The sequence below is a fragment of the Burkholderia sp. ABCPW 11 genome, from assembly GCF_001523445.1.
Classification (GTDB): Bacteria; Pseudomonadota; Gammaproteobacteria; order Burkholderiales; family Burkholderiaceae; genus Burkholderia.
Genome location: NZ_LOVM01000002.1, coordinates 212,174 through 235,358, shown reverse-complemented (window position 1 = coordinate 235,358; position 23,185 = coordinate 212,174). Strand labels below are relative to the sequence as shown.

Below are 23,185 nucleotides of genomic sequence, written 5' to 3'. Positions count from 1 at the left end.
TTCATACGAAGAGTTCGTGAAAAAAAATAAGAAAGGGTTTAGGATGAATTCGAACGCGCTTGCTTCTGCGCAGTCATAGAAGGCAGGCACGTCTTCAGACTCAGGCGAGGGAGGTAGCATGGATATTTACAGCAGCTTCGCGAACCGCTTCGAAAAAACGCGAGAGGAAGAGCTCTCGCTGGAGGAGTATCTCGCGCTCTGCAAGAACGATCCATCCGCGTATGCGACGGCGGGTGAACGCATGCTGGAAGCAATCGGGGAACCTGAACAGATCGATACCCGCAACGACCCGCGCCTGTCGCGGATCTTCGCGAACAAGGTCATCAAGGTGTATCCGGCATTCCGTGAGTTCTACGGAATGGAGGAGGTGATCGAGCAGGTGGTCGCGTATTTCCGCCACGCTGCGCAAGGTCTTGAAGAGAAGAAGCAGATCCTCTATCTGCTGGGCCCGGTGGGCGGCGGCAAGTCGTCGATCGCCGAGCGTCTGAAGCAACTGATGGAGCGCGTGCCGTTCTATGCGCTGAAGGGCTCGCCCGTCAACGAATCGCCGCTCGGGCTGTTCGACTACGACGAGGATGGTCCGATCCTCGAGGAACAGTACGGCATTCCGCGCCGCTACCTGAAAAGCATCCTGAGTCCGTGGGCCGTCAAGCGCCTGCACGAATACAACGGCGACATCCGCCAGTTCCGCGTGGTGCGACGCTATCCGTCGATCCTGCGGCAGGTCGGCATCGCGAAGACGGAGCCGGGCGACGAGAACAATCAGGACATCTCGTCGCTGGTCGGCAAGGTCGATATCCGCAAGCTCGAACAGTACGCGCAGGACGATGCCGACGCCTATAGCTACTCGGGCGGCCTGTGCCTCGCGAACCAGGGCCTGCTCGAATTCGTCGAAATGTTCAAGGCGCCGATCAAGGTGCTGCACCCGCTGCTGACCGCCACGCAGGAAGGCAACTTCAAGGGCACCGAAGGCTTCGGCGCGATTCCGTTCGACGGCGTGATTCTTGCGCACTCGAACGAATCGGAGTGGAAGGCCTTCCGCAACAACCGCAACAACGAGGCGCTGCTCGACCGGATCTTCGTCGTGAAGGTGCCGTACTGCCTGCGCGTGTCGGAAGAGATCAAGATCTACGAGAAGCTGATCCGCAACTCGTCGCTGGCCGAGGCCGTGTGCGCGCCGGGCACGCTGAAGATGATGTCGCAGTTCTCGGTGCTGTCGCGCCTGCACGAGCCGGAGAATTCGAGCCTGTTCTCGAAGATGCAGGTGTACGACGGCGAAAACCTGAAGGATACCGATCCGAAGGCGAAGTCGTACCAGGAGTATCGCGACTACGCGGGCGTCGACGAAGGGATGACCGGCGTATCGACGCGCTTCGCGTTCAAGATCCTGTCGCGTGTGTTCAACTTCGATACGAGCGAGGTTGCGGCGAACCCGGTGCACCTGATGTACGTGCTCGAACAGCAGATCGAACGCGAGCAGTTCCCGCCGGAAACCGAGCAGAAGTACCTGTCCTTCGTGAAGGACGTGCTCGCGTCGCGCTACGCGGAGTTCATCGGCAAGGAGATCCAGACGGCGTATCTCGAATCGTATTCGGAATACGGCCAGAACATCTTCGATCGCTACGTCACGTACGCGGACTTCTGGATCCAGGACCAGGAATTCCGCGACCACGACACGGGCGAGAGCTTCGACCGCGCCGCGCTGAACGCGGAGCTGGAGAAGATCGAGAAGCCGGCCGGGATCAGCAATCCAAAGGATTTCCGCAACGAGATCGTGAACTTCGTGTTGCGCGCACGGGCGGCGAACGCCGGCAAGAACCCCGTGTGGACGAGCTACGAGAAGTTGCGCGTCGTGATCGAGAAGAAGATGTTCTCGAACACCGAGGAGCTGTTGCCGGTGATTTCGTTCAACGCCAAGGGTTCGGCGGAGGAGCAGCGCAAGCATGAGGACTTTGTGAACCGGATGGTCGCGAAGGGCTATACGCCGAAGCAGGTGAGGCTGCTTTGCGACTGGTACCTGCGCGTGCGCAAGTCGTCATGACACGCGCGGCATCGCGCCCGGACGGCGAGTCCGCCCGGGCGCTTTCAGAGGCGCCGCCCGCATGACGGCAGACGGCATGCGCGGCGAGTGCCCCGGCAGATCGACTTTCGAGCGGGAGACCGGGAGTGCTTCATCAAATCATCGACCGCAGGCTGGCCGGCAAGAACAAGAGCATCGCCAATCGCGAACGCTTTCTGCGTCGCGTCAAGAACTACATTCGTCGTGCCGTGTCCGACGCGGTGCGCGACCGTAGCATCAAGGATATCCAGAGCACGCAGAGCATCACGATCCCGCGCAAGGACATCGCGGAGCCGAATTTCCGGCACGCGCCGGGCGGGCGTCGCGAATACGTGCACCCCGGCAACGAGGACTACGTGCGCGGCGACAAGATTCCGCGTCCGCAGGGCGGCTCGGGCGGCGGCGGGAGTCAGGCGAGCAACGAAGGAGAAGGGCAGGATGACTTCGTGTTCGAGCTGTCGCGCGACGAGTTCATGCAGTACTTCTTCGACGATCTCGAACTGCCGCGCCTCGTGAAGACGCACCTGCTGACGGTGCCGAGCTGGAAGAACGTGCGCGCGGGCTGGTCGGCGGAAGGTACGCCGAACAACATCGACGTCGTGCGTTCGCTGCGCAGCGCGCTCGGCCGGCGCATCGCGCTCGGCTCGCCGCTCGTCAACGAGCTGCGCGAGCTCGAGGCGCGGCTCGAAGCGCTGAAGAACGACACCGAAGACCGCCGCGCGGAAATCGCGACGCTCGAAGCCGAGATCCACCACCTGAAAGGGCGCATCTGGCGGATTCCGTTCATCGATCCGTTCGACCTGCGCTACATCAACCGCGTGAAGCAGCCGCAACCGTCGAGCCAGGCCGTGATGTTCTGCCTGATGGACGTGTCGGGCTCGATGGACGAGCAGCGCAAGGATCTCGCGAAGCGCTTCTTCATCCTGCTTTACCTGTTCCTCAAGCGCAACTACGAGCGCATCGAAGTGGTGTTCATCCGTCACCACACGCGCGCCGAGGAAGTGGACGAAGATACCTTCTTCCATTCGACCGAAAGCGGCGGCACGGTCGTGTCGAGCGCGCTCGAGCTGATGCGCAAGGTGATGAACGAGCGCTACTCGCCGACCGAGTGGAACATCTATGGCGCGCAAGCGTCCGACGGCGACAACTGGACTGACGATTCGCCGAAGTGTCGCAAAATCCTGGAAGAGGATATTCTCACCAAGACGCGTTACTTCGCGTATATCCAGGTCGCGCCGGAAGAGCAGAATCTGTGGCTGGAATACGCGCAACTGGCCCTGTCGCAACCGCATCTCGCGATGAAAAAAGTGGAATCGGCTGCGGACATTTACCCGGTGTTTCGCGAATTGTTCGAAAAGCAGGTGGAAATGTCATGACGACCCGCCATCTGCACAACGAGTCGCGCGGCTACGAGCCGCGCCCTTCCGGCGACGACACGGCCGGCCCTGCCGCACCGCAGCAACGCGTGCAGGCCGAGCCGTCGCCGCCGGCCGCCGACTTGCCCGGTTCCGGGCAAAAGGAAGCGCGTATGAACGTTGCCGAACGCAAGCCACTGCCGTGCCCGTCCGACTGGACGTTCGAATTGCTCGAGGAATACGACACGCACATCTCGCAGGTCGCCGAACAATACGAGCTCGACATCTACCCGATCCAGCTCGAGCTGATCAGCGCCGAGCAGATGATGGATGCGTATGCGTCGGTCGGGATGCCCGTCAACTACCGCCACTGGTCGTTCGGCAAGCACTTCCTCGCGACCGAAAAGAGCTACCGCCGCGGCCAGATGGGCCTGGCCTACGAAATCGTCATCAATTCGAACCCGTGCATCGCGTATCTGATGGAAGAAAACACGATGACGATGCAGGCGCTCGTCATCGCGCACGCGGCGTACGGGCACAACTCGTTCTTCAAGGGCAACTACCTGTTCCGGCTGTGGACCGACGCGCACGCGATCATCGACTATCTCGTGTACGCGAAGAACTACGTCGCGGAATGCGAGGAGCGCTACGGTCTCGATCGCGTCGAGGAACTGCTCGATTCGTGCCACGCGCTGATGAACTACGGCGTCGACCGTTACAAGCGGCCGCAGAAACCGTCGCTGTCGAAGGAAGCGGCGCTGCGGCGCGAGCGCGAGGCGTACCTGCAGTCGCAGGTCAACGAACTGTGGCGCACGCTGCCCGGCAAGAAGCCCGAGCTGACGGAGGAGCAGGAAGAGCGCTATCCGCCCGAGCCGCAGGAGAACCTGCTGTATTTCGCGGAGAAGAATGCGCCGCTGCTCGAACCGTGGGAGCGGGAAGTGATCCGCATCGTGCGCAAGATCGGCCAGTATTTCTATCCGCAGCGGCAGACGCAGGTAATGAACGAAGGCTGGGCGACGTTCTGGCACTACACGCTGCTCAATACGCTGTACAACCAGGGGAAGCTGGAAGACGGCTTCATGATGGAGTTCCTGCATTCGCACAGCAACGTGGTCTACCAGCCGCCCGTCACGAAGCCGTACTACAGCGGGATCAACCCGTATGCGCTCGGTTTCTCGATGATGAGCGACATCCGAAGGATCTGCGAAGCGCCGACGGAGGAGGACTACAAGTGGTTTCCGGAGATCGCGGGCACGCCGTGGCTGCCGGCGATGCACTATGCGATGCGCAACTTCAAGGACGAGAGCTTCATCGCGCAGTACCTGTCGCCGAACCTGATTCGCGAGATGCGGCTCTTCTCGGTGCTCGACGACGACATGCGCGACTCGCTCGAGGTATCGGCGATCCACGACGATTCCGGCTATCAGTACGTGCGGCAGGCGTTGTCGCGGCAGTACGACATCCATCATCGCGAGCCGAACATCCAGGTATGGGCCGTCAACACGCGCGGCGACCGTAGCCTTACGCTGCGTCACTTCATGACCGACAACCGCCACCTGTCGAACGACAGCGAAGAGGTGCTCAAGCACATGGCGCGGCTCTGGCAGTTCGACGTGTACCTGGAAAGCGTCGACGAGGCCGGCACCGTACGCAAGCGCTACGAGTGCCGCTACGTGCCGCCGGAAGTGCGCGTGTGATCGTCGCCAAGCGAAAATGTTTGCATCGGACGCCAGCCTGAAGGCTGGCGTTTTCATGTGACGAACGCGTGGCGGGAGAAAAATTTTCTACATCCGGACGAACCCGGAGCGCTTGTTACTTTACATTTCGCTAAAATCCCGTAGCGCCGTGCGCCGGAACCGGTGCCACGTGCGACCGCACGCGGCGGCCCCAGCCGTCTCGCCCAGAAAGTACTAAAAGGAACAGACCAACCCATGGACGTCCAGACCGACCAAGCTGCGCTGTCCGCGCATGACACCCGGCGGCGCGTGTTCGCCATCGTCGGCGCCTCATCGGGCAACCTCGTCGAGTGGTTCGACTTCTATATCTACTCGTTCTGCGCGCTGTACTTCGCGCCGGCATTCTTCCCGAGCGGCAACACGACGACCCAGCTGCTGAACACGGCGGGCGTGTTCGCGGCCGGCTTCCTGATGCGTCCGATCGGCGGCTGGCTGTTTGGCCGCATCGCCGACCGTCACGGCCGTCGCACGGCGATGATGATCTCGGTGCTGATGATGTGCGGCGGCTCGCTCGTGATCGCGGTGCTGCCGACCTATGCGCAGATCGGTGCGCTCGCGCCGGCGCTGCTGCTGGTCGCGCGCCTGTTCCAGGGCCTGTCGGTGGGCGGCGAGTACGGTACGAGCGCGACCTACATGAGTGAAGTGGCGCTGAAGGGCCGTCGCGGCTTCTTTGCGTCGTTCCAGTACGTGACGCTGATCGGCGGCCAGCTGTGCGCGCTGCTGGTGCTCGTGATCCTGCAGCAGACGCTGTCGGCCGGTGAGCTGAAAGCGTGGGGCTGGCGCATTCCGTTCGTGGTCGGCGCGGCGGCCGCGCTGATCTCGCTGTACCTGCGAAAGTCGCTCGACGAGACGTCGACGAGCGCATCGCGCGACAAGAAGGACGCCGGCACGATCCGCGGCGTGTGGCAGCACAAGGGGGCGTTCTTCACGGTGGTCGGCTTCACGGCCGGCGGCTCGCTGATCTTCTACACGTTCACGACGTACATGCAGAAGTACCTCGTGAACACGGCCGGCATGCAGGCGAAGACGGCCAGCAACGTGATGACCGTCGCGCTGCTCGTCTACATGCTGATGCAGCCGGTGTTCGGCGCGCTGTCGGACAAGATCGGCCGCCGCACGTCGATGATCCTGTTCGGTTCGTTCGCGGTGATCGGCACGGTGCCGCTGATGCATGCGCTGAAGGACGTGACGAGCCCCGTGGCCGCGTTCGTGCTGGTCACGGTTGCGCTGGCGATCGTCAGCTTCTACACGTCGATCAGCGGCCTCATCAAGGCCGAGATGTTCCCGCCGGAAGTGCGCGCGATGGGGGTGGGCCTGTCGTATGCGGTCGCGAACGCGATCTTCGGCGGCTCGGCCGAGTACGTCGCGCTGTGGTTCAAGTCGATCGGCAGCGAGGAAACCTTCTACTGGTACGTGACCGTGCTGTGCGCGATCTCCCTGATCGTGTCGTGGCGCATGCGCGATCCGAGCAAGGAAGGGTATTTGCGCCACGAGCCGTGATCGGCCGCGGAGCATAGCCCGGCCGGCGGCCGGCGCTGCCCGCCGCCACGGATAGCCAGCGGCGCTCCTCCCGGACGGCGGAGCGCCGTTTCGTTTATGGGGCGCGCCGACTCGGAAGCTCATCCGCACGGCGACGATATCGATATCGCAATCGCTTCGTTGTCGACGATGGTCGATCCTTTTATGCTGGACCCGTAGTTCGTGTGACACCTCCTTGACTGGGATTCGCGCCCGCTGCTTGCAGCGGGCGTTTTTTTTGGCGCTGCGTTCGTTGCCGCTCGAGGCGGCGGGAAGGCAGCGCCGGACCCGAACAACGCATATGGGACAAGTCGGTAACGACGCGTATATCGATGCGATTGCGAAACGACCGGCGGCCCGCAATGACGAATCGGCATGGAAAAGGAAAATGCTGATTCTGGTGTGCAATATTCTCGATTGGTTACCCTTTTAAAATGAGTCGCGAGGGGCGTGCACATGAGATTTTTCTGAATACATGTCAATTCCAATGAGAAAATTATTGGATGGGAGATGATTTGAAACTGTTGTTAACAAAATAATGCAATTGGCCTGGATTTTGCGCGTGCAATAACGGACGCTCGCCGGGCCTTCTTTCGCCTCGTCGTTCCGTTATCGACTATCGGTCGAAGTGCCGTGCGCCCTTGCTGCGCCAGCATCGTCGGCTGCCTGCCGCTCGCGATTGCCGCGTTCATTCGAATTCCACATGCTTCGATAAGCGAATGGAATAATTCGTACCCGTACGATATCGATAAATCATTTTGATTAATAGAATTTCGCTGGCCGTCAAATTCGCGGATGAGGTCAGCCTTTCTTCCGGAATAAGACGACCAGGTTCGTGCTGCGGGCAATCGGCGAAACGATCGAATGCCGGCACGTGAACGGGTTGTTCCGAGAAAACATCTATTTTTAAAGGAATTCAACGATGAAGATGAATCTGCTCCGGGGTTGCGTCGCCGCAGGTATCGCAAGTGCTGCGCTCGTGCCGTCGGTTTCCCACGCATTCGACGGCGAGCTCGCGTTCTACGGCAGCATTTCCGACGTCACCTGCAACATCGACGGCGCAGCGCCGGGCGCCGGCAACCGCAAGGAAGTGCAACTCGGCGACCGCATCGGCACGGACACGTTCACCGAAATCGGCAAGACTTCGAATCCCGTCACGTTCAACCTGAACATCGGCGGCAATGCAGGGTGTACCGACGGCACGAAGGTTCTGGTCGAATTCGATCAGCGGTCGATCAACATCAATCCGGTGACCGGCAACCTGAAACTCGTCGGCACCAAGCCGGCGGAAGGCATCGAAATCCAGCTCAAGGATGCGGGCAACGGCAAGAACGGCAAGATCATGCTCGGTCAGCCGCAGAACATCGCGGATGCCCAAGTCGCGACGGTCGCGAACAACACCGCCACGCTGACCTATACGGCGCAATACGTATCGACGGCCGCGCCGGCTGCGATCAAGACCGGTTCGGGCAACTCGTTCATCCGCTACGTGCTCGCGTACCACTGATCGATGCAATCCCTGCTCCACGTCATGAACCTGTCCATTCGTTCCCTTCGTGTGCAAGCCGTGGCCGGTGTCGTGGCGTGGGCCGCCTGTGCCGCGCCGGCACAGGCGGCACTGCTGCTGGACGGTACCCGGGTGATTTTTCCGGAGCATGCCCGCGATGTGACGGTCCGGATGAAAAACGCCGGTACCGAGCCGGTACTCGCGCAGAGCTGGATCGACGACGGCCGCGCCGATGTGCCGCCCGAGGAGATGCGCACACCGTTCCTGGTTGCGCCGACCTTGGTGCGCGTCGAAACCGGACGCAACGCCGTGCTGCGCATCACGAACCTGCAGGCACAACTGCCCGCCGACCGCGAATCGGTGTTCTGGCTGAACGTGCTCGAGGTGCCGGCAGTGACGCAGGACGCGGACAACCGCTTGCGCTTCGCGTTCCGGACCCGCATCAAACTGTTCTACCGGCCCACGGCGCTCGCGAACGACGCCGACACCGCAGCGGACAAGCTGGTCTGGAAAGTATCGGCCGATGCGGCGCCTGCGCGCGGGCAGCCGATATCGCTGGAGGTTTCCAATCCGACGCCGTACTACGTGTCGTTCGGCATGGTGGAGGGCGACGTCGGCGGAACCTTCGTCCCGGCCGGCGGCGGGATGGTCGCCCCGTTCGGGTCGCAGCGCTTCCCGTTGCCCGCCGCCGCCGCGCGTTCGCAGCGTCCGACGGCCGTGCGCTACATGGCGATCGACGACTACGGCGGCCGCAGCACGATAACTAAAAAATTGACCGATTGAGCAACAGGTTCACATAGCACATCTCGAAGGCACGACACAGCATGCCGGATCACGAAAATAGATTCGGCATGCGAAACAACTGTATCCTCATGCTGAGTTCGGCTGGTTTTCAATTTTCATGTGCGCCGCGGTTTCTGCAGCGTCCTTGTCTGCTGGCCGTCACATCCGTGTTCGCATCGATCGCGATGGTGTCGGGGACGGACGGTTTCGCCGCGACGGCGGATACGGTCGAGCCGGCCGGGCGGGACGGCACGCGCCGCTCGACCGCGAACGCGGCATTGAGCGTGTCGACAGGCGGGGACACGCACTTCGACGATTCGATGCTGATGCACGGCGCGGGCAGCGAGCCGATCGATACGACGCCGTTCGCACGGCCGAACGCGGTCGTGCCCGGCATGCATCGCGTCGACCTGATCGTCAACGGGCAGTGGCGCGGCGTGGAAGACATCATGTTCCGTCATGATGTGCGCGGTGACGTGCTGCCTTGCTACGATCGCGCGCTGCTGCAGCGCGCGGGCATCGATCTGGATCGAAGCGCGCGCGGCCAGGATGGCAGCCAGCCGCCGAATCCGATGCCCGACGGGTCGATCTGCGATGCGTTGTCCCGCTACGTGCCCGGCGGCGCGCTGTCGTTCGACGCGGCCGAGCAGAGGCTGTATTTGACTGCGCCTCAGCTCTACATGCGGCTCGCGAGCCAGAGCACATACGTCGACCCGTCGCATTGGACGAACGGCGTGCCGGCCGCATGGCTGAACTACAACGCGAGTGCGTTTACGACGCGTTCGAGCGGTTACGAGTATTCGCAGTTCTATACGGGCCTGTCGATGGCGGCGAGCGCCGGGCCTATCCGGATCCGTCACAACGGCAACCTGACGTGGTCGCAGCGCAGCGGCGCGCGCTATCAGCGCGGCTACGTGTATGCCCAAACCGATCTGTCCGACTGGCGCGCGCAGTTGCTGGCGGGCGAGAGCTCGACCAGCGGTTCGATGTTCGACGCCGTGTCGTTTCGCGGCGTGCAAATCGCGAGCGACGACAGGATGCTGCCCGACGAGCAGCGCTACTACGCTCCCGTCGTGCGCGGCGTCGCGCAGTCGAACGCCAAGGTGTCGATCTATCAACGCGGCTATCTGGTGCACGAGACGACCGTCGCGCCCGGACCGTTCGCGATCGACAATCTGCAGGCGATGAGCTACGGCGGCGACCTGAACGTGACGGTGACCGAGGCCAACGGAGAGACGCGCAGCTTCGTGGTGCCGTTCGCGACGACGGTGCAACTGCTGCGTCCGGGCAGCACGCGGTTCAGCGTGATGGCGGGGCAGGCGATCGAACTCGGCGACGATATCGGCAAGCAGTACGTCGGCCAGTTCACCGTGCAGCGCGGCGTCAGCAATGCCGTGACGGCTTATGGCGGCGCCGCGTTCGCGAGCCGCTACCAGTCCGCGCTGATGGGTGTCGCGCTCAATACGTCGATCGGCGGCTTCGGGGCGGACATCACGATCGCGCGCACGCAGCCGCGCGGCAGCGAGCGCCTGACCGGTTCGAGCATTCGCGTGTCGTACAGCAAGAACCTGCCGAACAGCGGGACGAACTTCTCGCTGCTCGCGTATCGCTATTCCACGAAAGGCTATCTCGGCCTGCGCGACGCGATGCTGCTGAACGGCCGGGGCGATCAGGGCGCCGGGGCGGCCACGTTTGCGCGTTTGCGCGATCGGGTCGATCTCAACGTGAGCCAGCAGATCGGGAGTGCGGGCAGCGTTTATGCGAACGGATCGGCGCTCAGCTACTGGGCGGGCGGCGGGCGGACGGTCAGTTTCACGCTCGGCTACAGCACGCAGTGGCGCGATGCCACGGTGACCGCGTCGGTGCAGCGCGTGCGCAACCTGTCCGGACGCGAGCCGTCGTTCGGGGGTGGCGCAGGCAGCACGCTCGCGAGCGTGAACGTGTCGATTCCGCTGGGCCGCAATTCGCGGCGTGCGCCGATCTTCAGCTCGCTCGTGACGCATGACAGCAGCGCCGGCACGAGCGCCACGGCGAGCCTCGCGGGCCGCTTCGGCGAGCGGGGCGACGGATCGTACTCGCTGGCGTCGAGCTATGACGGCAACAATCGCGCATCGTCGGGCAGTTTCGGCATCGGCTATCAGCGGCCGGCCGTGTCCGTGTCGGCGAATCTGGGCATCGGGCGCGACTACCAGCAGGCTTCGGCGAACGCGACGGGCGGCCTCGTGCTGCATCCGGGCGGCCTGACGCCGGCACCCACGTTGAGCGAGACCATCGGCGTCGTGCACGCGCCGCACGCGCGCGGCGCACAGGTCGCGAACACGAGCGCGCGCGTCGACCGCTTCGGCTACGCGATCGTGCCGAGCCTCATTCCGTATCAGCTCAACAAGATCGACATCGACCCGAAGGACATTCCGGAGAACGTCGAGCTGAAGACGGTGTCGCGCAGTGTTGCCCCGCGCTCGGGGTCGATCGTCATGCTGTCTTACGACACGCTGAAGGCGCGCGCGCTGCTGATCGACGCACAGACCGACGAAGGGCGGCCGCTGGCGTTCGCGGCACGCGCGTTCGACGCACGCACCGGCGCGGCGCTCGGCGTGGTCGGCCAGGGCAGCCGACTGTTCGTACGCAGCGCCGCGGACGACGGCCGGATTCGTGTCGAATGGGGACCGCGTGCGGACCAGCAGTGCGTGATCGATTACACGATACCGGCTGCGCAGCGTGCGGGGACGGGCTACGTGATGCTGACGGGTACCTGCCGCGCGGCGACGGTGACGCGGGACGCCGTCGCATCGCGAGCCGAGCACGACGGAGGGCGCTAACACGATGCATCGTTCACGCTTTCGTGATGTCCCGCTTGCGCGGCTGTCGTCGCGTCGTGGGTGCCGCCGCCCGGATACCGGTCGCGTCCTGCGCGCGCTCGTGCTGGCCTGTGTCGCGAGCGTCGGCGCGGTCCGGTGCGAGGCGTCTCTCTCCGTGGTCGGCACGCGGTTCGTCTATCCGGGCAATGCGCGCGCGCTGACGATCCTCGCCCGCAACGGCGGGAGCGCCCCGATCCTCGTGCAGGCGTGGCTCGACGACGGCGACCCGGATGCCGATCCGAGCCGTCTGCGCGTGCCGTTCGTCGTCGCGCCGCCGCTTGCGCGGCTCGATCCGGGGCAGCCGCTGTCCATTCGCGTGCAGGCCGTCGGCGGCGGCCTTCCCACGGACCGCGAGGCGTGCTTCTGGATCAATCTGCTCGAAGTGCCGCCGGCCGCGCCGACTGGCGAGCACGTACTGCGCATCGCGTACCGGCTCAGGATGAAGCTGCTGGTTCGGCCGCCCGGTCTCGATGGCGAACCCGACGACGCGCCGAACCGGCTCGTATGGACGCACGGCGGCACGCAGGCCGCTGCATCGGTCGCCGCGCGCAACCCCACACCGTACTACGTGACGCTGACGCGCCTGTCGGTGAACGGCGAACCCGTCGTGCTGGAGAGCGGCGCGGTGGACGTCGCGCCGTTCGGCCGGGCCGAGATTCCGATCGGCATGCGGGCCGGCGCGGGCGCGATCGTGTTCGACGCCGTCGACGAGAGCGGTGCGTCGCACGAATACCGCGCGCGGGCCGCGCCGCCGTGACGAGCGGCACGTCAATGTTTGCAGGACCCGTCCTGCCGGGGGTATCGGCAGGGATTCAACTACAACAAGGGAAAACGAAAGTGAACAAGACCTATGCTCTGGTGTGGAACGACCGACAAGGCGCCTGGCAGGTCGCCGGCGAACGGGTACGCCGGCGCGGCAAGTCCAGCACGCGAGCGCGTGTCGTCGCGGTGCTGACGCTGCTTGCGGGCGGCGCAGCGACGTCCGTGCATGCGCTGCCGACGGGCGAGACGATCGTGTCCGGGAAAGCCGACATGCTTCGCTACGACAACGGGCAGCAGATGTCGATCAACCAGCACAGCGACAAACTGGTGACGAACTGGCAGTCGTTCAACGTCGACAAAGGGCAGCGTGTCACGTTCAACCAGCCGGCCGCGACGTCGATCGCGCTGAACCGGGTCGTCAGCCAGGACGGCAGCGCGATCTACGGCAACATCGACGCGAACGGCCGCGTGTTTCTCGTCAATCCCAACGGCATCCTGTTCGGCAAGGGTGCGCAGGTCAATGTCGGCGGGCTGCTGGCGACGACGCTGGACATCAGGAACGAAGACTTCGACGCAGGCCGCTTCCGGTTCTCCGGCCGGAGTCCGAGCGAAGTGCAGAACTTCGGCAATCTCGTGGCGCGCGAAGGCGGGTCGGTCGCCCTGCTGGGCGCGCGCGTGTTCAACAGGGGAATCGTCCAGGCACAGATGGGCACCGTTGCACTGGCGTCGGGCAGCGACGTCACGCTGAACTTCGACGGCGGCAAGCTGCTCAGCGTGCAGGTCGACCAGGGAACCGTCAACGCGCTCGTCAGCAACGAACAATTGCTGAAAGCCGACGGCGGACAGGTGCTGATGAACGCCAAAACCGCCGATACGTTGCTGCGTACGGTAGTCAACAATCAAGGCACCATCGAGGCGCGCACGCTCAGGAATACGGCGGGCCGGATCTCGCTGGATGGCTACGATGCCGGCACCGTGAACGTCGCTGGTGTGCTGAATGCGAGCGCGACGGCACCGGGCAACGGCGGCACGGTCGACACGCGCGGCGCGGACGTGAAGGTGGCGCTCGGTGCAACGGTCGATACGCGCGCGACCAACGGTCGCGGCGGCTCCTGGCGCATCGCATCGTCCGACGTGTCGGTCACGGCCGGTGCGAACCAGCCCGGTACGATCGTGGCCGACACGCTGTCGCGCAATCTCGCGACCACCGATGTCGAGCTGGTCGCCGATCGCGGCCACACCTCGGTCGACGGAGCCGTTACCTGGGCCGGCGGCAATCGCTTGACGCTGGCCAGCCGGCAGGGCGACGTGTCGATCAACGGCGCGCTGCGCGCGACAGGCGCGAATGCACACTTCGCGATTAACGCACACGACAACGTGCGGATCGCGGCGCCGATCGCGCTGACCGGCGCGAATGCGCTTCTGACGCTCGACTACGGCGTCGCGCAATCGCTGACGGGCGGTGCGGCAGTGAAGCTGTCGGGGGCACGGGCCGGTTTCGAATCGAACGGGTATCGCTATACCGTGATCCAGAACCTGCAGCAGCTGCAGGCGGTCGATGCGAATCTCGACGGGCTGTACGTGCTCGGCAACGACATCGCGGGTTCCTATTACGGCTCCGCGTTCAAGACGATTGGTTCGGGAGCACAGTTCTCCGGTGTGTTCGACGGCCTCGGCAACACGATCAGCAACCTCAACATTACGAGCAGCGACCCGTACGCCGGGCTGTTCGGCCGCAACACCGGCACGCTTGCCAACCTCAACCTGAAGTCGTTGCGCGTCAGCGCCGCGGCGGGCGTCGGTCCGGTGTCCATCGGCGGGCTGGTGGGCGAAAACGCCGGCAAGATTTCGAACGTGACCGCAACCGGCATGCAGGTCAATGCGAACGCCAACCGCAGCAATGCGCTGGGTGGGCTGGTCGGCACCAATCTGGGCGAGATGTCCCGCGCATCGTTTGCCGGATATGTGACAGGCAACCACATGTCGTATGCGGTCGGCGGCCTGATCGGCGAGAACCGCGTCGGCGAGCTCTCCGGTGTCGTGTCCGACAGCGAATCGAATGCGACCGTATTCGGCGGTGCATCGAATCTCGCGTCGATCGGCGGGCTCGTCGGCGTGAACCGGGGCGGCGACATTCTCCGGTCGACGAGCCGCGGCACCACGTCGGGCGCCAATATCGCCGGCGTGAACGTGGGTGGACTGGTGGGGGCGAACCTGCTCGGCATGATCGAGGACTCGGCCGCGCTGGGCCGCGTGACAGGCGGCTCGGGCGGTACGGTGGGCGGCCTCGTCGGCAGCAATACCGGCAAGATCGTCAAGTCGAGTGCGAGCGGCATCGTCGACGGTCGATATGCGCAAGCGATCGGTGGTTTCGTCGGGTTGAACCAGGGGATCGTGACCGACAGCAAGGCGCTGGGCGAGGTCTGGAGCGCATCGACGGGTTCGACGGGCGGCTTCGTCGGCATGAACCTGGGTCCGAACGCGATCATCGACATGGCGGAAGCGCATGGCGCGGTGAAAGGCGGCCAGGGCACCAACGGCGGCTTCGTCGGCAGTCATCTCGGCGGACGGATTGTACACGCGGTCGCGCGCGGCAAGACGACGGGCGGCAACTACAGCAAGACGGGCGGCTTCGTCGGCAGCAACGCGGCCGAACTGGGCAACGTCGATGCGAGCGGCGACGTGTCTGGCGGGTTTGGCGCGTCGGTGGGCGGTTTTGCCGGCGCCAACACGACGTCCGGCACGATCGAGGCCGCGTCGGCAACCGGCAACGTGACGGGCGGTGGGTCGAGCACGGTGGGCGGTTTTACTGGCGAAAACCTCGGTACGGTGCGTGACGCGTCGGCATCGGGCATGGTCGGCGCCGGCTGCTATTCGACACTCGGCGGCTTGATCGGCATGAACACCGGATTTGTCGAGCGCTCCGTCGCGAGCGGGCGGGTCAACGGATCGTCGGGCCAGACCTTCGGCGGCCTCGTCGGTATCAACCGAGGCATCTTCCGCAACAGCATCGCGTCCGGCGAAGCTGCGCTGCAAAAGATCGCCGGTCTCAATCTCGGTGTGATCGAGTAATGCAATGGCTGGCGGGCGTGCCGATCGGCACGCCCGCCAGCCAGCGATACAAAGGTGGGGCAGCATGAAGACGATTCAATGGTGCAGGCCCGGGCGTATCGGCCGGGCGATACGACGCCTGACGATGATGGGATATCTGATGCTTGCGTTCGGCACGCACGTCATGGCGCAAAGCGGTAGTAACGCGACGGCGCTGGATTGCAGTTTCAGCAACGTCGAAGCGACACCCTGGCAAATGCAGACGCCGTTGACGAGCACGACACCGAACAACGCGATCCTGTACAAGCGCACCGTTTCGCTCATGGTGACGTTCAAGTACGGCAGCATGGCTCCGACGGCACACGAACTCGTGAGTGCGGCACATTGGACGCCGGGCAGTATCGTCGCGGACAGCGTCGCGCAGACGAACGTCGATGGCATCGGCTTCAAATGGGCGGGCGTATCCGATGACGGCGTCGAGCGCACGCTGCAGCAAGGCACGCTGCCGGTGGCGACCGCGAAGCAAGCACTCATCCAGCCGGGCGCCGGGGGTACCGATTCGCGAATGATGCGCTTCCGACAATTCCTGGTGCTCGCCAAGCCGGTTTCACAATTGCCGCCGGGCAAGCTGGTCGTCAAGAACCTGCCGGGCAATCCGACCGTCGCGATTTACGCGCTCGACTTGCCGAAAGGTGTCGCAACGGTCGGCGGCACCGTGGCGGTGCCCGAGCAGACAAGCCCGCCGAACCTTTGCAAGCAGTTGAAGGCTTTCGTCGGGGTCGGCAACGTGTGCATTGGCAGCGAGTGCGAGATTCATGTGCCGAACCGCTGCGAGGTGCAGTCGAAGGAGATCGTGCCGGTGACGCTCGGCAACTTCTCGATCAGCAATTTTCCGAGCCTGAACGCGACGTCGAAGCCGGTCAGTTTCGATATCGCGCTCAGCCAGTGCGCAGCGTCGGCCAAGCCGTCGATCAGCTTCCGCGACAAGGCCGCGCAGCCGAATCCCGACAAGACGCTGCTGCAACTGAGCGCGCCAGCAGGGCAGACGGTCGCGCGCGGATTCAACATCGTGATGACGAACGCGCTGACCGGCGAGCGGATCGCGTACGGCGAGCCGGGCGCAGCGACCGAGTATCCGATGCGACGCACGGGCGACATGGCGGTGATGCCGCTGCGTGCGCAGTACATCCGTACCGGCGCGGACGGGGAACTGGCGCCCGGCTATGCGGGCGGTGGGGCGGAATTCTCGTTCACGTTTCCGTGACGCGGCGCGCGATGCGTGCCTCATCACGAAACCCGCAGAGCAAAGCACCATTTATTGGTTCGAGTTCGCCGCGCGCGCTGATACGTTAGCGGCTTCGCGACGACACACTTCGTCGCGATGTTCTTCGAACCGTGCCGCCGCGCGATCCGCGGCGGCCTCCATAACAAATCAGGTCGTGCTCATGAAAATCAACACGCTCGCTACGTGGCTCATCGGGGTCGCGCTCGTTACCGCAGGCACCGTCGCGCATGCGGACCGTCTCGACGACATCAGGAAGGCCGGCGTGCTGCGCGTCGCGACGTTCGACAGCAATCCGCCGTTCGGCTATGTCGACGCGAAAAGCAACCGCATCGTCGGTCTCGACGTCGATTATGCGAAGGCGCTGGCCGACAAGCTCGGCGTGAAGCTGCAACTGCAACCGACGAACCCCGCGAACCGCATCCCGTTCCTGACGTCCGGCAAGGTCGATCTCGTGCTCGCGAATTTCACGATCACCGACGAACGCGCGAAGCAGGTCGACTTCAGCATTCCGTATTTCTCGTCGGGCCAGCAGTTTCTCGCGAAGAAGGGCGTGCTGAAATCGGCCGACCAGTTGAACGGCCTGCGCGTCGGCGCGGACAAGGGCACGACCAACGAGATCACGCTGCGCGAGAAATTCCCGAAGGCAACGATCGTCGCGTACGACGACACGCCGTTCGCGTTCGCCGCGCTGCGCGCCGGCAACGTGCAGGCCATCACGCAGGACGGCCCGAAACTGATCGGCCTGCTCGCGAACGTGCCCGACAAGCAGAACTACGAGATCCCGGCGTTCACGATCTCGAACGACTACATGGGTGTCGGCGTGCCGAAGGGCGAGACGCGCCTGCTCGGCTTCGTCAACGACACGCTGAAGGGGCTCGAGGCGAGCGGTCGCGCCACGCAGATCTACGACGCATGGTTCGGGCCGACCACGAAAACGCCGCTCACGCGCATTTTCCGTATCGGCGACAAGACCTGACCGGTCATGCACGTGCGCCGCGATCGGCCTGAACGTCGGCCGTGCGGCGCTTTTCGTTTTCATCCGAACGTGCGCTTCGCGCGCGCCACAGCATGCTCGGGTTGGCTCCCAAATATCTGTCCTGGCTCTGGCAGGGCTTCCTGCTGACACTCGGCCTCGCGGCCGCGTCGGCCGTCGCCGCGACCGTCGGCGGGCTACTGCTCGCCGTGATGCGGCATGCGCGCGGCAGGGCGCCGCGCACGGTCGCCGCCGCATACGTCGTCGCGTTTCGCAACACGCCGCTGCTCGTGCAGTTGCTGTTCTGGTATTTCGGCGTCGCGTCGTTGCTGCCCGATACGTGGGTCGCGTGGCTCAACGCGCGCCATGCGGTGAGCGTGGGCCCGTTGACGCTCGCGTGGCCGTCGTTCGAATTCGTCGCGGGCTGGGTCGGCTTGAGCGCCTATACGGCGGCATTCGTCGCCGAGGAATGCGAAGCCGGCCTGCGCGGCGTGCGACGTGCGCAACACGATGCGGCGGCCGCGCTCGGACTCACGCCGATGCAGTCGCTGCACTACGTGGTGCTGCCGCAGGCCGTGCGCATCGCGCTGCCGCCGCTGTTCGGCCAATACATGAATCTCGTGAAGAACTCGTCGCTCGCGATGGCGATCGGCGTCGCCGAGTTGTCGTATGCGTCGCGGCAGGTCGAGACCGAAACGTTCAGGACGTTCGCCGCGTTCGGCGTCGCGACGCTGCTGTACGTCGCGGCGGTGGCCGCGATCGAGGCCGGTGCGTACGCGGCGACGCAATGGCGCGACCGGCTCGGAGCGGGGCGCTGACGATGGATCTTTCGCTGCTCGTCTCCAATTTGCCGTACCTGCTCGTCGGCGCGTTTCCGGACGGCCCGCTCGGCGGTGCCGCGCTGTCGCTGGTGCTGGCGCTCGCGTCCGCGATTGCGTCGGCCGGGCTCGGCGTGGCGCTCGGCGTCGCGATGGCGCTCGCACGCGGCCCGGCGCGCGTGCTGCTGCTCGCGTTCATCGGCTTCTTTCGCGCGATTCCGGTGCTGATGCTGATCTTCTGGACGTATTTCCTGATGCCCGTGCTGCTGCACATGGATGTGCCGGGGCTCGCGACGGTCGTGTGCGCGCTGGCGCTGGTCGGCGGCGCGTATCTCGCGCATGCGGTGCATGCGGGGATCGTCGCAGCGGGCGACGGGCAATGGCAGGCCGGGCTGTCGCTTGGCCTCACGCGCTGGCAGACGGTGCGCTACGTGCTGCTGCCGCAGGCGATCCGGATCATGACGCCGTCGTTCGTCAACCAGTGGGTCGCGCTCGTGAAGGACACGTCGCTCGCGTATATCGTCGGCGTGCCGGAACTGTCGTTCGTCGCGACCCAGGTGAACAACCGGCTGATGGTGTATCCGGCGCCGATCTTCCTGTTCGTCGCGGCGATCTATCTGGTGCTGTGCACGTCGCTCGACGGCGCGGCGCGGTGGTTGCTGTCGCGGCGCCCGAGGGCGCCGCGCATCGCGCAGGCGGCGGAGCGCACCGAACCCGCGCGGTGACGGCGTGCCGCCCGATGCAGGCGGCGGATTTCCGGTGATGAAGATGGGGGCCGCGTCGCCGCTGGTCGAGCGGCGACGGGCGTGAGCATGCTGCTGTGGCCGCGGTGCGATTCTTGGCGTGATTGCCGGCGTTCGCGCGTCAGGACGCGCTGTAATGCGTATCGAACACCGCGCGCAGCGTCGACGAACCGGTCGCGAAATCGCCCCACAGCGGCCCGTCGTTCTGCGTGAACGCGAACGGCGTCGTACTGATCGACGCGAGGCGCAAGCGCCATTGCGCGGCTTCCTGACGGAACGCGGTGAGCTGCATGTCGGACAGCGCCGTCTGCGCGCTCGCGAGCGTGACGAGCGGATCGACCGGATCGTTCGCGACTCGCACCTCGAAATGCAGGTGCGGGCCCGTTGCGGCGCCCGTCATCCCGACCGAGCCGATGCGCTGGCCTTGCTTCACGGTTTCGCCGACCTTCAGCCCGCGCGCGAACGCGGACAGGTGCGCGTAGTAGGTCGAATAGCCGTCCGCATGATCGACGATCACATAGCGGCCGTAGCCGCCCGGATCGGTGCCGACGAACGACACGACGCCGTCGGCGGCCGCATCGACCGGCGTGCCGCTGGGCGCGGCGAGATCGACACCCGTATGGAACGCCATCGCCTGCGACAGCGGATGGATGCGCTCGCCGAAGAACGAGCTGATGCGCGTCCACTTGACCGGCATCGTGAACGCGGCAGCTTCGAGCGGCGAACCGTCGAGCGTGTAGTACGCGCCGTGCTCGGCGCCGGGCGCGCGGAACCAGATCGCGCCGAACGTGCGGCCGGCGACGCGCAGCTCGAGCGCGGTGACGCGCGGCGTACCGTCGTTCGTGTCGAACGCGATGCGGTAATAGTCGCCGCGCTGCGCACTCGCGCGCATCGCGACCTTGCCGGTGACGAGATCGCCGAGCTGGATGCGCACTTCGGGCGGCACGTCGAGACGGTTCAGCGTATCGGACAGCGTGAGCTCGATGTCGCCCGCGCGCATCCCGTGCTGCTGTTCGGGCGACGCGAACTGGAACAGGCTCGCATAGCCGAGCATGTCGTTGCGATGCGCGCTGAGCGGCGCGAACAGGCCCGGCTGCAGGCTGCGATCGTTGCGCTCGACGTGTTCGTTGCGCTCGCCGATCGTGCGGGCGAGCTCGCTCGTCACGAAATGCTGCGCGGTGGGAAACGGCGTATCGGACAGCACGCGCTGCGGCAGCGCGGCCGTGCCCGAGTCGACGGCGCCCGGCAGTTGCGACACCGCCGGCAGCGCGGCGGCGAGGCCGAATGCGGCGAGGGCGCCGAGCACGGCGGCCGGCACGAGCGCGCGCACGGCGCGCTGCGCGCGGCCGGGCGCGACGGCATCAGGGGTTACGACGGACTTGACCAAAGTGTCCACATCCAGGAAAGCGGTTCAAAGGGGTGTGGGCGGGGGCCACCGGCGGCACATCGTCGAAAGGCGACGGGGCGGGCGGCGGGCGTGCAACAAAACAGGCCCCGCCAGGGGCCTGTGTCGTTTCCGTTCGACCCAACGCGCGGGGCGGGCCCGCTTCGAACGGCGGCGTGCATACCGGGTCGAACCCGGTATCACGCAGACGCTAAAGAAAAATGACAGCGTCAGTCTACCGATGTTCCGCGAAACGTTAAAAATTTTAAAGGGGGTCAGCTCATTCGTTTCGCACTGCGGTAAATCGGGTTAAATCAGCATTTGTTACGACGATTTTGGCCGGTCAGGCAATTTTTGCGCGCGTCGGCGGAGGGCGGCGGAGGTGCGGACGGCGTCGAAACCGGCGTCGAGCATCGCCTCGGCGTCGTTCCACAGATTGCCGCGCAGCCGGTTGGTCCAGATCATCGACGCGAACACGCCTTCGAGCAGCGACACGAGATAGACGGCGGCCAGATGCACGTCGAGATCGGCGGCGACTTCGCCGGCGGCGATCGCGCGACGCAGCAGCGCCTTGGTAATGCGCAGCATCTGCAACTCGAGCAGCATGCGCCGCCGTTGCAGCGCACCGTTTTCCTCGCTCTGCTCGCACTTCGTATAGAGAATCACCAGCACGCGCTGCATGGGGCCCGGCTCGCCGCATTCCTGCAGGTAGTGCGACGCGGCGCGCCGCAGCGTCGCGAACGGCGGCAGGCCGTCGCCCGCGTCGAAACCTTCCGAGGTGCGCGCGAACGCGCGGTCGCACATCGCCAGACACACTTCCATCTTGTTGCGGTAGTGGCCGTACACAGCGCCCCGCGACATCCCGGCGGCCTCGGCGAGGTCCGCCATCGCGGTTTGCGCGACGCCGCGCTCGAGCAGCACGAGTTCGGCGGCGTCGAGGATACGGTGCTTGATGGCGAGCGATTCTTCCCGGGTCTTGCGGGCCATGTCGTGAAATTCCTTACAGTTCGCTGTCGTTTTATTGAGACAATGTGCGGGCCAGATTGAAGTCGCCTGTATTTAATCAGTCGTGACTGATTATAATCGGCCACCCTGAGCCGCCGCATTGTATCGGCGGCGAGTGATCCGAGGTCAGAACATGAATAACAAACGCACCCTGTGGCGCCGCATGCGGCTGGCGCCGTTCGCGCTCGCAGCCTTGCTGGCCGTGGCCGGATGCGGAAAGGGCGACAAGGACGCCGCGCCGGAGACCGCGAAGCAGGCCACCGTCGTGACGGTACGCCCGACGGCCGTGCCAATGACCGTCGAACTGCCGGGCCGGCTCGACGCATACCGGCAGGCGGAGGTCCGCGCGCGGGTCGCGGGCATCGTCACCGCACGTACCTACGAGGAAGGCCAGGAAGTGAAGCAGGGCGCGGTGCTGTTCCGCATCGATCCCGCACCACTGAAGGCCGCACGCGATGCCGCGCAGGGCGCGCTCGCGAAGGCGCAGGCCGCCGCGCTCGCGGCGACCGACAAGCGTCGCCGTTACGACGATCTCGTGCGCGATCGCGCGGTGAGCGAGCGTGACCACACCGAGGCCGTCGCGGCCGACACGCAGGCGAAGGCCGAGGTCGTATCCGCGAAGGCCGAACTCGCGCGGGCTCAACTGCAGCTCGACTACGCGACCGTCACCGCGCCGATCGCGGGCCGCGCACGGCGCGCGCTCGTGACCGAGGGCGCGCTCGTCGGCCAGGACCAGGCGACGCCGCTCACGACCGTCGAGCAGCTCGATCCGATCTACGTGAACTTCTCGCAGCCGGCCGCCGATGTCGACGCATTGCGTCGCGCGGTGGAGAGCGGGCGCGCGACGGGCATCGCGCAGCACGACGTCGCGGTGACGCTGCTGCGCGCCGACGGCACTACGTATCCGCTGAAGGGCAAGTTGCTGTTCAGCGATCTCGCGGTCGATCCGACCACCGACACCGTCGCGATGCGCGCGCTGTTTCCGAATCCGGAGCGCGAGCTGCTGCCCGGCGCGTATGTGCGAATCTCGCTCGACACGGCGGTCGACCAGCGGGCGATCCTCGTGCCGCGCGACGCGCTGCTGCGCACGACCGACCGGACGTCGGTGCGCGTGGTCGGCGCGAACGGCAAGGTCAAGGACGTCGAAGTCACGGCCGACCAGATGAGCGGCCACGACTGGCGCATCACGCGCGGCCTCGCGGGTGGCGAGCGCGTGATCGTCGACGACGCCGCGCAGTTCGCGCCCGATACGGTTGTCAAGCCCGTCGAGAAGGCGCCGCCGTCGAAGGCGGCGCCGGCAGCGGCCGCTTCGCCGGCCGCCCGTCAAACCTGACCGGTTCAAACCAAC

The 23,185-nt window shown here is 65.1% G+C and carries 16 protein-coding genes; 14 read left to right on the top strand and 2 right to left on the bottom strand.

Going from position 1 to position 23,185, the window contains the following annotated elements:
* Positions 1 to 118: 118 nt before the first annotated feature.
* The 13 genes from WS61_RS01745 (at position 119) to WS61_RS01685 (ending at position 19,430) form a co-directional block, all read left to right on the top strand.
* Positions 119 to 2,041: a PrkA family serine protein kinase gene (locus WS61_RS01745; RefSeq protein ID WP_027784391.1), complete on the top strand. Its 1,923-nt coding sequence runs from the start codon at positions 119 to 121 to the stop codon at positions 2,039 to 2,041.
* Positions 2,042 to 2,166: 125 nt separating this feature from the next.
* Positions 2,167 to 3,435: a YeaH/YhbH family protein gene (locus WS61_RS01740; protein WP_034207259.1), complete on the top strand. Its 1,269-nt coding sequence runs from the start codon at positions 2,167 to 2,169 to the stop codon at positions 3,433 to 3,435.
* Positions 3,432 to 5,111, top strand: a complete 1,680-nt coding sequence (locus tag WS61_RS01735; protein ID WP_059498972.1) for a SpoVR family protein — start codon at positions 3,432 to 3,434, stop codon at positions 5,109 to 5,111. The genes WS61_RS01740 and WS61_RS01735 overlap by 4 nt, the downstream gene beginning before the upstream one ends.
* Before the next feature lie 234 nt (positions 5,112 to 5,345).
* A complete protein-coding gene (locus WS61_RS01730; RefSeq protein WP_059498971.1) occupies positions 5,346 to 6,650 on the top strand; it encodes an MFS family transporter in 1,305 nt (434 codons plus the stop codon).
* Positions 6,651 to 7,590: 940 nt separating this feature from the next.
* Complete coding sequence (locus WS61_RS01725; protein ID WP_059498970.1) at positions 7,591 to 8,175, top strand: fimbrial protein; 585 nt, start codon at positions 7,591 to 7,593, stop codon at positions 8,173 to 8,175.
* Positions 8,176 to 8,247: 72 nt separating this feature from the next.
* Positions 8,248 to 8,958 carry a molecular chaperone gene (locus WS61_RS01720; RefSeq protein WP_257126160.1) on the top strand — a complete coding sequence of 237 codons (711 nt, stop codon included), beginning with the start codon at positions 8,248 to 8,250 and terminating at the stop codon, positions 8,956 to 8,958.
* 167 nt (positions 8,959 to 9,125) lie between these two features.
* Positions 9,126 to 11,777 (top strand): fimbria/pilus outer membrane usher protein, encoded by a 2,652-nt coding sequence (locus WS61_RS01715; protein ID WP_059498968.1) that lies wholly within the window; start codon positions 9,126 to 9,128, stop codon positions 11,775 to 11,777.
* Positions 11,778 to 11,781: 4 nt separating this feature from the next.
* A complete protein-coding gene (locus WS61_RS01710) occupies positions 11,782 to 12,573 on the top strand; it encodes a molecular chaperone (protein ID WP_059498967.1) in 792 nt (263 codons plus the stop codon).
* 80 nt (positions 12,574 to 12,653) lie between these two features.
* The gene (locus tag WS61_RS01705) at positions 12,654 to 15,650 is read left to right on the top strand and encodes a GLUG motif-containing protein (protein WP_059498966.1); all 2,997 of its coding nucleotides are present in this window, start codon (positions 12,654 to 12,656) and stop codon (positions 15,648 to 15,650) included.
* Positions 15,651 to 15,774: 124 nt separating this feature from the next.
* Positions 15,775 to 16,893: a fimbrial protein gene (locus WS61_RS01700; RefSeq protein ID WP_257126159.1), complete on the top strand. Its 1,119-nt coding sequence runs from the start codon at positions 15,775 to 15,777 to the stop codon at positions 16,891 to 16,893.
* A gap of 181 nt (positions 16,894 to 17,074) precedes the next feature.
* Positions 17,075 to 17,890 carry an ABC transporter substrate-binding protein gene (locus WS61_RS01695; RefSeq protein WP_059498964.1) on the top strand — a complete coding sequence of 272 codons (816 nt, stop codon included), beginning with the start codon at positions 17,075 to 17,077 and terminating at the stop codon, positions 17,888 to 17,890.
* A 92-nt stretch (positions 17,891 to 17,982) separates the two neighbouring features.
* Positions 17,983 to 18,705, top strand: a complete 723-nt coding sequence (locus WS61_RS01690) for an amino acid ABC transporter permease (RefSeq protein ID WP_059498963.1) — start codon at positions 17,983 to 17,985, stop codon at positions 18,703 to 18,705.
* A gap of 2 nt (positions 18,706 to 18,707) precedes the next feature.
* Positions 18,708 to 19,430, top strand: coding sequence for an amino acid ABC transporter permease (locus WS61_RS01685; protein ID WP_059499094.1), 723 nt, complete (start codon positions 18,708 to 18,710; stop codon positions 19,428 to 19,430).
* A gap of 139 nt (positions 19,431 to 19,569) precedes the next feature.
* Here the strand turns inward: WS61_RS01685 and WS61_RS01680 are convergent, their stop codons facing one another.
* Together WS61_RS01680 and WS61_RS01675 are read right to left on the bottom strand one after the other, a co-directional pair.
* Positions 19,570 to 20,835, bottom strand: coding sequence for a M23 family metallopeptidase (locus WS61_RS01680; protein WP_059498962.1), 1,266 nt, complete (start codon positions 20,833 to 20,835; stop codon positions 19,570 to 19,572).
* A gap of 321 nt (positions 20,836 to 21,156) precedes the next feature.
* The gene (locus tag WS61_RS01675; protein WP_059498961.1) at positions 21,157 to 21,819 is read right to left on the bottom strand and encodes a TetR family transcriptional regulator; all 663 of its coding nucleotides are present in this window, start codon (positions 21,817 to 21,819) and stop codon (positions 21,157 to 21,159) included.
* 151 nt (positions 21,820 to 21,970) lie between these two features.
* Between WS61_RS01675 and WS61_RS01670 the strand changes: the two genes are divergently transcribed.
* Positions 21,971 to 23,170, top strand: coding sequence for a MexX/AxyX family multidrug efflux RND transporter periplasmic adaptor subunit (locus tag WS61_RS01670; RefSeq protein WP_059498960.1), 1,200 nt, complete (start codon positions 21,971 to 21,973; stop codon positions 23,168 to 23,170).
* The last annotated feature ends 15 nt before the right edge of the window (positions 23,171 to 23,185 follow it).

Coding starts and splice junctions, on each gene's coding strand:
- WS61_RS01675 (WP_059498961.1), bottom strand. CDS start 21,819: ATGGCCCGCAAGACCCGGGAAGAATCGCTCGCCATCAAGCACCGTATC.
- WS61_RS01735 (WP_059498972.1), top strand. CDS start 3,432: ATGACGACCCGCCATCTGCACAACGAGTCGCGCGGCTACGAGCCGCGC.
- WS61_RS01685 (WP_059499094.1), top strand. CDS start 18,708: ATGGATCTTTCGCTGCTCGTCTCCAATTTGCCGTACCTGCTCGTCGGC.
- WS61_RS01710 (WP_059498967.1), top strand. CDS start 11,782: ATGCATCGTTCACGCTTTCGTGATGTCCCGCTTGCGCGGCTGTCGTCG.
- WS61_RS01730 (WP_059498971.1), top strand. CDS start 5,346: ATGGACGTCCAGACCGACCAAGCTGCGCTGTCCGCGCATGACACCCGG.
- WS61_RS01700 (WP_257126159.1), top strand. CDS start 15,775: ATGATGGGATATCTGATGCTTGCGTTCGGCACGCACGTCATGGCGCAA.
- WS61_RS01690 (WP_059498963.1), top strand. CDS start 17,983: ATGCTCGGGTTGGCTCCCAAATATCTGTCCTGGCTCTGGCAGGGCTTC.
- WS61_RS01725 (WP_059498970.1), top strand. CDS start 7,591: ATGAAGATGAATCTGCTCCGGGGTTGCGTCGCCGCAGGTATCGCAAGT.
- WS61_RS01745 (WP_027784391.1), top strand. CDS start 119: ATGGATATTTACAGCAGCTTCGCGAACCGCTTCGAAAAAACGCGAGAG.
- WS61_RS01695 (WP_059498964.1), top strand. CDS start 17,075: ATGAAAATCAACACGCTCGCTACGTGGCTCATCGGGGTCGCGCTCGTT.
- WS61_RS01670 (WP_059498960.1), top strand. CDS start 21,971: ATGAATAACAAACGCACCCTGTGGCGCCGCATGCGGCTGGCGCCGTTC.